Annotated in this window: 9 protein-coding genes (1 of these 9 cut by a window edge); 4 read left to right on the forward strand and 5 right to left on the reverse strand. The window is 67.4% G+C overall.

Annotated elements, in window-relative coordinates; genetic code table 11:
* Positions 1-10 precede the first annotated feature (10 nt).
* From ACMGRF_RS19985 to pyrE, 3 genes are all read right to left on the reverse strand, one after another.
* Entirely contained in the window at positions 11-103 is a 93-nt protein-coding gene (locus ACMGRF_RS19985) for a potassium-transporting ATPase subunit F (RefSeq protein ID WP_005407770.1), read from the reverse strand.
* A gap of 174 nt (positions 104-277) precedes the next feature.
* Complete coding sequence (locus ACMGRF_RS19990; RefSeq protein WP_049439095.1) at positions 278-940, reverse strand: hypothetical protein; 663 nt, start codon at positions 938-940, stop codon at positions 278-280.
* Positions 941-959: 19 nt separating this feature from the next.
* The gene (gene pyrE / locus ACMGRF_RS19995) at positions 960-1619 is read right to left on the reverse strand and encodes an orotate phosphoribosyltransferase (RefSeq protein ID WP_005420471.1); all 660 of its coding nucleotides are present in this window, start codon (positions 1617-1619) and stop codon (positions 960-962) included.
* 161 nt (positions 1620-1780) lie between these two features.
* Here pyrE and ACMGRF_RS20000 point away from each other — a divergent pair, with 161 nt between their 5' ends.
* The 3 genes from ACMGRF_RS20000 to ACMGRF_RS20010 all read left to right on the forward strand — a co-directional run bounded on the left by ACMGRF_RS20000 (position 1781) and on the right by ACMGRF_RS20010 (position 4260).
* Entirely contained in the window at positions 1781-2581 is an 801-nt protein-coding gene (locus tag ACMGRF_RS20000; RefSeq protein ID WP_414485508.1) for an exodeoxyribonuclease III, read from the forward strand.
* Positions 2578-3951: an AmpG family muropeptide MFS transporter gene (locus ACMGRF_RS20005; protein ID WP_099487998.1), complete on the forward strand. Its 1374-nt coding sequence runs from the start codon at positions 2578-2580 to the stop codon at positions 3949-3951. The genes ACMGRF_RS20000 and ACMGRF_RS20005 overlap by 4 nt, the downstream gene beginning before the upstream one ends.
* A 78-nt stretch (positions 3952-4029) precedes the next feature.
* Positions 4030-4260, forward strand: coding sequence for a hypothetical protein (locus tag ACMGRF_RS20010; RefSeq protein ID WP_005420465.1), 231 nt, complete (start codon positions 4030-4032; stop codon positions 4258-4260).
* 68 nt (positions 4261-4328) lie between these two features.
* On the opposite strand, the gene ACMGRF_RS20015 is transcribed toward ACMGRF_RS20010, so the two are convergent.
* Positions 4329-5456: an anhydro-N-acetylmuramic acid kinase gene (locus tag ACMGRF_RS20015; RefSeq protein WP_080352931.1), complete on the reverse strand. Its 1128-nt coding sequence runs from the start codon at positions 5454-5456 to the stop codon at positions 4329-4331.
* 65 nt (positions 5457-5521) lie between these two features.
* The gene (locus ACMGRF_RS20020; RefSeq protein WP_414485509.1) at positions 5522-6994 is read right to left on the reverse strand and encodes a peptidoglycan DD-metalloendopeptidase family protein; all 1473 of its coding nucleotides are present in this window, start codon (positions 6992-6994) and stop codon (positions 5522-5524) included.
* Positions 6995-7162: 168 nt separating this feature from the next.
* On the opposite strand from ACMGRF_RS20020, the gene tyrS reads away from it, so the two are divergent.
* A protein-coding gene (gene tyrS / locus ACMGRF_RS20025; RefSeq protein ID WP_049413999.1) for a tyrosine--tRNA ligase crosses the window boundary here: on the forward strand, positions 7163-7749 show its beginning. 625 nt of this gene lie beyond the right edge of the window; 587 of the gene's 1212 nt are visible here — the first part of the coding sequence; the start codon lies at positions 7163-7165; the stop codon falls past the right edge of the window.

The raw sequence follows: 7749 nt of genomic DNA on the forward strand, positions 1-7749 counted from the left end.
CAGGCTCCGCTCAGAACGACTCGGGCCGCAGCACGACATAAAGAAGATAGGCGGCGGCGACCAGCACCAGCACGCCACACAACAACGACAGCCAGGGGGACATTGCAATAGCGTCCTGGTGGAACCCCTCCACCTCAGGTCGTCATCGTCGTCCTGCCGCCCATAAACGCACTACGCGCCGGACCGTGCCGACGCGTAAAGAGTGCATAAATTCGGTGGTTCAAGCCGTAACCGGGCCACGGGTAGCGCTGGGTCATGCCCGGCGGCAGGAGCGTCGTCAGCCCGCCGGGGTAGCCGGCGCCACGCCCTTCAGCTCGCGGTAGCGCTGCAGCGTGCTGTCGATCTCGGCCTTCAGCGCCTGCTGCTGCTGCAGGAACCCCGCCTGCAGGCGCTGCTGCGCCCGCAACTGCACGTGCCGCTGACGGATCGCCTCGGCCTGCTTGTCGGCGACCTTGCCGCCGGCCAGTTCACGGTCGCCAGCGGCCGACAACAGCGCCACCAGCGATTCGCGCAGGCTGGTGACGTTGTACTCGGCGGTCTTCAGGTTGTTGTCCAGCACTTCCTGGCGCTCGGCGAACACCCGGCGCAGGTCGTCCTCGCTGCCATAGGTCGTCAGCATCGCCTGCTCGGTGCGCTGGCGGGTCTGCTCGGCCATCAGGTCCAGCTGCTGCTGCGCGGCCACCGTGCTGGCGGCGGCGCGCTCTTCGTCGGTCAACGCGCGCTGGACCTGCGCATTGCGCAGGCCGCTCTTCGCGTTGAACTCCTCGCGGGCGTGATTGACCGCATCGGCTGGCAGTGAATCGCTGCAGATCCGCTCCTTGCCCTCGTTCCAGCAGTACAGTTTCTTTTCCACTTTGCCGCCGTCGCGCGACTGCGCCGGCACGGTGCACGGCACGGCCAGCAGCAGGCCAGCAAAGAGAACGGCAGGAACTCGGGACATGACCTTTCCCCTGGGTCGGTCAGCGGATCGAACGGACGCCGTACTGGGCCCGGTAGGCTTCCAGCGGCTGGCGGTAACCCACAAGTTCCGGGTTGCCGGAGGCGAAATCAAGCAGATCGGCCAGCGACGCCACGGCGATCACCGGAATCCCGGCCTCTTCGGCCACCGACTGCGCCGCCGAGCGGCGGTCGGTTTCCGAGGCGATCTCCTGGCGGTCGAGGGCTACCACGATGCCGGCCGGGGTGCCGCCGGCAGCGCGGATGATGCCCAGCGCTTCGCGGATCGCGGTGCCGGCGGTGATCACGTCGTCGACGATCAGCACGCGCTTGCCATTCATGTCGGCGCCGATCAGCTGGCCACCTTCGCCGTGGTCCTTGGCTTCCTTGCGGTTGAACGACAGCGGCAGGTCGCGGCCGCGCTGGGCCAGCTCGCAGGCCATCGCGGTGGCCAGCGGAATGCCCTTGTAGGCCGGGCCGAACACCACGTCGTACTTGATCCCGCTGGCATCGATGGCATCGGCATAGCAGGCGCCGAGCTGGGACAGCAGCGAACCGGAGTCGAAACGGCCGGCGTTGAAGAAATAGGGGCTCAGCCGGCCAGACTTGAGGGTGAACTGGCCGAAGCGCAGGGCGTCGGCGGTCAGGGCCAGCTGCAGGAAACGGTGGCGGTGGTCGCTCATCAAAACTCGATTCATCTTCATTTGGAGCATAAATCCTAATCCAGCTGGGCGTTTCGCGCTCGTCCGGCCCCGCCTGAAGCCTGTCGCGGCACTGCCTGGCGGACTGCGCAGCCCCACGGGCAACCGGTATGCTTGCCCGGTTTCCCGCCGCAGGTCCCCGCATGCGCATCATCAGTTTCAACGCCAATGGCATCCGTTCCGCCGCGACCAAGGGCTTCCTCGACTGGTTCCGTGCCCAGGACGCCGACGTCCTGTGCATCCAGGAAACCAAGGCCCAGGAAGACCAGCTGACCGACCCGATGTTCCGTCCGGATGGCCATCACTGCTTCTACCGCGACGCCATCACCAAGAAGGGCTACAGCGGCGTGGCGATCTACAGCAAGCGCGAGCCGGACCAGGTCATCACCTCGCTGGGCTGGGCCCCGTTCGACGACGAAGGCCGCTACATCGAGGCGCGCTACGGCAATCTCAGCGTGGTCTCGTTCTATATTCCCTCCGGCAGCTCGGGTGACCTGCGCCAGGGCTTCAAGTTCGAAGTGATGGAATGGCTGCGCCCGATCCTGGAGGAGTGGGCGCGCAGCGGCCGCGACTACGTGCTGTGCGGCGACTGGAACATCGTGCGTTCGGCGCTGGACATCAAGAACTGGAAGTCCAACCAGAAGAATTCCGGCTGCCTGCCGGAGGAACGCGACTGGCTCAACGCCCTCTGCGCCGACCACGGCCAGGCCACCGATGTCGCCTCCGGCCGCGGTTGGGCCGATGCCTACCGCCTGCTCAACCCCGCCGGCGAGGACTACACCTGGTGGAGCAACCGCGGCGCCGCCCGTGCCAACAACGTCGGTTGGCGCATCGACTACCAGTTCATCACCCCGGGCCTGCGCGACAAACTGCGTAGCTGTTCGATCTACCGCGACGAGCGCTTCTCCGACCACGCCCCGTTCACCGTGGACTACGACCTGTGACCGAGGCCGCCAAGCCGCGCCGACCGTGGCAGCAGGTGTTGTCCAACCTGAGCCAGCGCAAGGTGCTGGCGATGCTGCTGCTCGGTTTCAGTTCGGGCCTGCCCATCTATCTGGTGGGCAACACGCTCGGCTTCTGGATGCGCAAGGAAGGCATCGAGCTGAGCACGATCGGTTTCCTGTCATGGGTCGGGTTGGCCTACACCATGAAGTTCCTGTGGGCGCCGATCGTCGACAAGACCGACGTGCCTCTGTTCGATCGTTTCGGCCGCCGCCGCGGCTGGATGCTGCTGTCGCAGCTGGTCGTGGTGGTGGGGCTGGTCGGCATGGCACTGGTCCAGCCCAAGGGCGGCCAGATCCAGTTCCTGGGTGTCGACTGGCAGCACATCGTCGTATTCGGCGTGATGGCCGTGATCGTGGCGTTTGCTTCGGCCACCCAGGACATCGTCATCGATGCCTGGCGCATCGAAAGCGCTGACAACAGCGAGCAGCTCGGCCTGCTGACCTCATCCTCGGCGCTGGGCTACCGCACTGCCTTGCTGGTCACCGATGCGCTGATCCTGATCATCGCGGCCCGTGTCGGCTGGCAGGTCTCCTACGAGATCATGGGCGTGCTGATGGCGCTTGGCGTGGTGGCCGTGCTCATGGCCCGCGAGCCCGCGCGGGAAGTGGCTGCCGTGCAGGCACAGGCGACCTCGCTGTGGACGCCACGCGGTCTGTTCGACGCCGTGGCCGGGCCGTTCATCGCCTTCGTCCGCGAACACCGCAGCGGCGCGATCCTGATCCTGGTGGCCATCAGCATCTATCGCATGGCCGACTTCGTCATGGGGCCGATGGCCAACCCCTTCTATGTCGATCTCGGCCTGGACGAGGACACCGTGGGCGCCGTGCGTGGCTCGGTGGGCCTGGTCGCGACCTTCGTCGGCATTGCTGCGGCGGGCCTGGTTTCGGTGCGCTGGGGCGTGCTGGCGGCGCTGATGGTGGGCGCCGTGCTGGGGCCGGCCTCCAACCTGGCGTTTGCCTGGCTGGCCTATTCCGGCCCGGACACAACCCATTTCGCCGTGGCCATGGCCATCGACAACTTCGCCAGCGGTTTCGCCGGTACGGCGCTGATCGCCTATATGTCCAGCCTGACCAGCATCGGATACACGGCAACCCAGTACGCGCTGCTGAGCTCGTTCTACGCGATGCCCGGCAAGGCGCTCAAGGGGCTCTCGGGGTGGTCGGTACAGGCGCTCGCACAAGGCCGGACGCTGCTGGAAGGCTACGCGCTGTTCTTCGTCGGTACCGCGCTGGTGGCGATCCCGGTGGTGATCCTGTGCGCCCTGCTGATCCTGCAGCAGCGTCGTCGCCAGGCCGCCAGCTCGACCTGATTGCCTGCCCGTCCGGTCTGCGGGATCATCGCCCCCGACGCGCCGAGGGGGCGGTGCCTTGCGAACGGGGAAGTGAGCATGGCCGATGTTGTGCTGCGGGACCTGGACCCGCTGCTGCTGGAACGTATCCGACGTGTCGCGGTCGCCCGCGGCTGGACCCACGAACAGACCTGCGCCGCCCTGTTGGAGCAGGGCCTGTTCAGCAGTGAACTGGAGGTCCGCTCCGGCTTCGGCGATCCCGAAGTGGACGCCCTCTCCGATGCGATCGCCGCCCTGCAGGCCTTGCCCGCAGGGCAGGGCTTCGATTAGCGGCTTTGTAGAGCCGAGCCCACGCTCGGCTGCCCGGTGAATCCACGTCATGCGTGGATGGCGCCACCTCACGCCAGGTGGATTGCCCCCAGGATCCGCGGCCCCTTCGCTCCGGTCACGCTTGGCAGGTTGCCGGCCAGTCCGTCCATCGTGCGCTGCGCCAGCCAGGCAAAGCCCATCGCCTCCACATACTCCGGGTCCAGCCCATGCACCGCGCTGGACTCCACCTGCACCTCCGGCAGCCGCGCCGCCAGCCGTTTCATCAGCTGCCGGTTGCGCACCCCGCCGCCACAGACCAGCAGGCGCCGGGTCTGCGGCTGCTGCGCCAGCAGCGCGTCGGCCACGGTCGTCACGGTCAGCTCCAGCAGGGTGGCCTGCACATCGGCAGCGGCATATTCGCCTTCCTCCATGTGGGCCTCGGCCCAGGCCAGGTGGAACTGCTCGCGCCCGGTGCTCTTCGGCGGCGGCAGCGCGAACCACGGGTCCGAACGCCAGCCGGCCAGCAGGCCCTCGTCCACCGCGCCACTGGCGGCATACGCGCCGTCCGCATCGAAGGTGCGGCCGGTGTGGCGCTGGCACCAGGCATCCATCAGCGCGTTGGCAGGGCCCGTATCGAAGCCGCGCACTGCGCCTTCGCGCGGGATCAGGGTCAGGTTGGCGATGCCGCCCAGGTTGAGCACTGCGCGGTCTTCATCGGCGGCACCCAGCATGCCCAGGTGGAAAGCCGGCATCAGCGGCGCGCCATGGCCCCCGGCCGCCACGTCGCGGCGGCGGAAGTCGGACACCGTGGTGATTCCGGTCAGCTCGGCGATGCGGTTGCCGTCGCCCAGCTGCACGGTGAACGCCGGATCGGCCAGCGGGCGGTGGCGCACGGTCTGGCCGTGCGAGCCGATCGCGCGCACCTGGCTGCGATCCACGCCGGCTTCGGCCAGCAGCTGGTTGGCAGCCTCGGCGAAGTTGATCGCGATGCGCGCATCCAGCTCGCCGAGCTCCTCCAGCGAGTCCAGCGGGCCGCCTTCACCCAGCGCCACCAGCCGCGCACGCAGCACCGGCTCCCAGCGGGCGGTCAACCCGTGGACGAAGCGGCAGCCACCGTCGGCGGGAAACTGCACCAGCGCGGCATCGATGCCGTCGGCGCTGGTGCCCGACATCAGGCCAAGGTACAGGGGGGCGTCAGCGTCGGCAGTGGTGTTCATGGCAGGCATAAAAAAAGGACGCGGCAAGCTTGTGCTGCCGCGTCCTTCTTCGTCAACGAAGGGGCTCAGCCGCGCTTGCGGCCGGTTGCCTGCTTGTCCTTGGCGCTGGCAACCTCGGTGGCGGCCTCGTCGCGGCTGGTCGGTGCCGGGCTGGCATCGGCGTAGATCAGCTTCTCCATGCCCTGGATGCGGGCCATCGCCGGCGCGGTCTGCGCGCGGAAGGCGACCAGCTCGGCGCCCTTCAGCGGCTCCGGCGGCGGCATGGTCACGGTCAGCGGGTTGCGGTGCTCGCCGTTGACGCGGAATTCGTAGTGCAGGTGCGGGCCGGTGGCCAGGCCGGTCGAGCCGACGTAGCCGATCACCGTGCCCTGGGCCACGCGCTGGCCGGTCCTGATGTTCGCAAAGCGCGACATGTGGCCGTACAGGGTGGTGTGGCCGCGACCGTGGTCGAGGATCACCACGTTGCCGTAGCCGCGCTGCACGCCCGCGAACTGCACGCGGGCATCGCCGGCGGCCATGATCGGCGTGCCGGTGCGCGCGGCGTAGTCCACACCCTTGTGCATGCGCATCTTGCCCAGCACCGGGTGCTTGCGCGCGCCGAAGGTCGAGCTCAGCCGCGCGAACGGGATCGGCATGCGGATGAAGCTCTTCTTCAACGAACGGCCGTTGATGTCGTAGTACTCGGACTTGCCGTTGCGGTCGAAGCGGAAGCCGGAATAGGTCTTGCCGCCGGTGGTGAAGGTCGCCGCCAGGATCTTGCTGGCGTCCACCTTCTCGCCTTCGCGCCAGGTCTCGTCCATCACCACGCTGAAGCGGTCGCCCGGCTGCAGGTCCTTGGAGAAGTCGATGTCGTACTTGAAGATGTCGTCGGTCATCGTCGCGATCGCCGACGGCGACAGCCCGGCCCGGCGGGCCGCGGCATACAGCGAACTGGTGATCTCGCCGCTGGTGACCACGGTACGCGTGGAAGTCTCGCGCCGCGTCACCTTCTCCTTGATGTCATCGCCGGCCAGGCTCAGTTCCACCCGGTTGTCGGCGTCGCGATCGAAGCGGATGCTGCGCAGGTCGCCGGACAGCGGCATGTCGAAGGCGATCTCGGCGCCCGGGCGCAGCTTGGTCAGCGCCTCGCGCGCACCGGGGTGCTCCAGCACCCGGTGCAGGGTAGTGGCCGGAATGCCGGCCTTGTCGAACAGGTCGCTCAGGGTCTGGCCGCGCTGGATGCGCAGCACCTGCCAGCTGTCGCCCGGTACCTGCTGCTGGCGGGCCATGGTCAACGGCGGCAGCGGCAGTGCCAGGCTGGTGTGGCTGTCCGCGTAAGGCGCGTCAATGGTGTGCGAGAAACCGGGGACGATCGTCGCCACCAGGGCGCCGATGGTCGCAAACAGGCTCGCGTGCATCCAATGGCGGCGGGTCCAGCGCTCATTGAAGGCGGCGGGAAGGTGTTGCCTGAGCTTCCGATGCAGGGCGTTGTCGTGCAGGACGTGAAGGCGTTCCTGGAAGCGCTGCTTGCGTGCGCGCCCTTGTTCGGAATTGTGCATCGGCGGTCTTTTCCTGGCGGCCCGGGAGCGCGGGCCTGATCGGCGGTTACCATAGACACCTGAGAAAACCGCGTCAAACCCTTGTGCCCATTGGCTTTTGTGAAGCCAATCGGGTTAACTTTGCTTTAACACCCCCACACAAGAATCGGCGTTGCCGGGAGTAGTCACGTGTCCTCGATTGAAGAAGCCCTTGCCCTGATCGGCCGCGGTGCCGACGAGATCCTCAAGCTTGAGGATCTGCGCGCGCGCCTGCAGGAAGGCCGCCCGCTGCGGATCAAGGCCGGCTTCGACCCCACTGCGCCCGACCTGCACCTGGGCCACACAGTGCTGCTGAACAAGATGCGCCAGTTCCAGGACCTCGGCCACCAGGTCATTTTCCTGATCGGCGACTTCACCGGCATGATCGGCGATCCGTCGGGCAAGAGCCTGACCCGCAAGCCGCTCAGCCGCGATGACGTGCTGGCCAACGCCCGTACCTATGAGGAACAGGTGTTCAAGGTGCTGGACCGCAGCCGTACCGAAGTCCGCTTCAACTCGGAGTGGTTCGGCAAGATGGGCGCGGCCGACATGATCCGCCTGGCCGGGCAGCACACCGTGGCACGCATGCTCGAGCGCGACGACTTCGCCAAGCGTTATGCCGCCCAGCAGTCGATCGCCATCCATGAGTTCCTGTACCCGCTGGTGCAGGGCTACGACTCGGTGGCCCTGGAGGCCGACGTCGAGCTGGGCGGTACCGACCAGAAGTTCAACCTGCT

It is taken from the genome of Stenotrophomonas sp. EMP41 (assembly GCF_047495535.1).
Taxonomy (GTDB): domain Bacteria; phylum Pseudomonadota; class Gammaproteobacteria; order Xanthomonadales; family Xanthomonadaceae; genus Stenotrophomonas; species Stenotrophomonas sepilia.

What these genes read in the sequence shown, in the direction of transcription:
- ACMGRF_RS20000 (WP_414485508.1), top strand. Translation starts at nt 1,781, where the DNA reads ATGCGCATCATCAGTTTCAACGCCAATGGCATCCGTTCCGCCGCGACC.
- ACMGRF_RS20020 (WP_414485509.1), bottom strand. Translation starts at nt 6,994, where the DNA reads ATGCACAATTCCGAACAAGGGCGCGCACGCAAGCAGCGCTTCCAGGAA.
- ACMGRF_RS19990 (WP_049439095.1), bottom strand. Translation starts at nt 940, where the DNA reads ATGTCCCGAGTTCCTGCCGTTCTCTTTGCTGGCCTGCTGCTGGCCGTG.
- pyrE (WP_005420471.1), bottom strand. Translation starts at nt 1,619, where the DNA reads ATGAGCGACCACCGCCACCGTTTCCTGCAGCTGGCCCTGACCGCCGAC.
- ACMGRF_RS19985 (WP_005407770.1), bottom strand. Translation starts at nt 103, where the DNA reads ATGTCCCCCTGGCTGTCGTTGTTGTGTGGCGTGCTGGTGCTGGTCGCC.
- ACMGRF_RS20010 (WP_005420465.1), top strand. Translation starts at nt 4,030, where the DNA reads ATGGCCGATGTTGTGCTGCGGGACCTGGACCCGCTGCTGCTGGAACGT.
- ACMGRF_RS20015 (WP_080352931.1), bottom strand. Translation starts at nt 5,456, where the DNA reads ATGAACACCACTGCCGACGCTGACGCCCCCCTGTACCTTGGCCTGATG.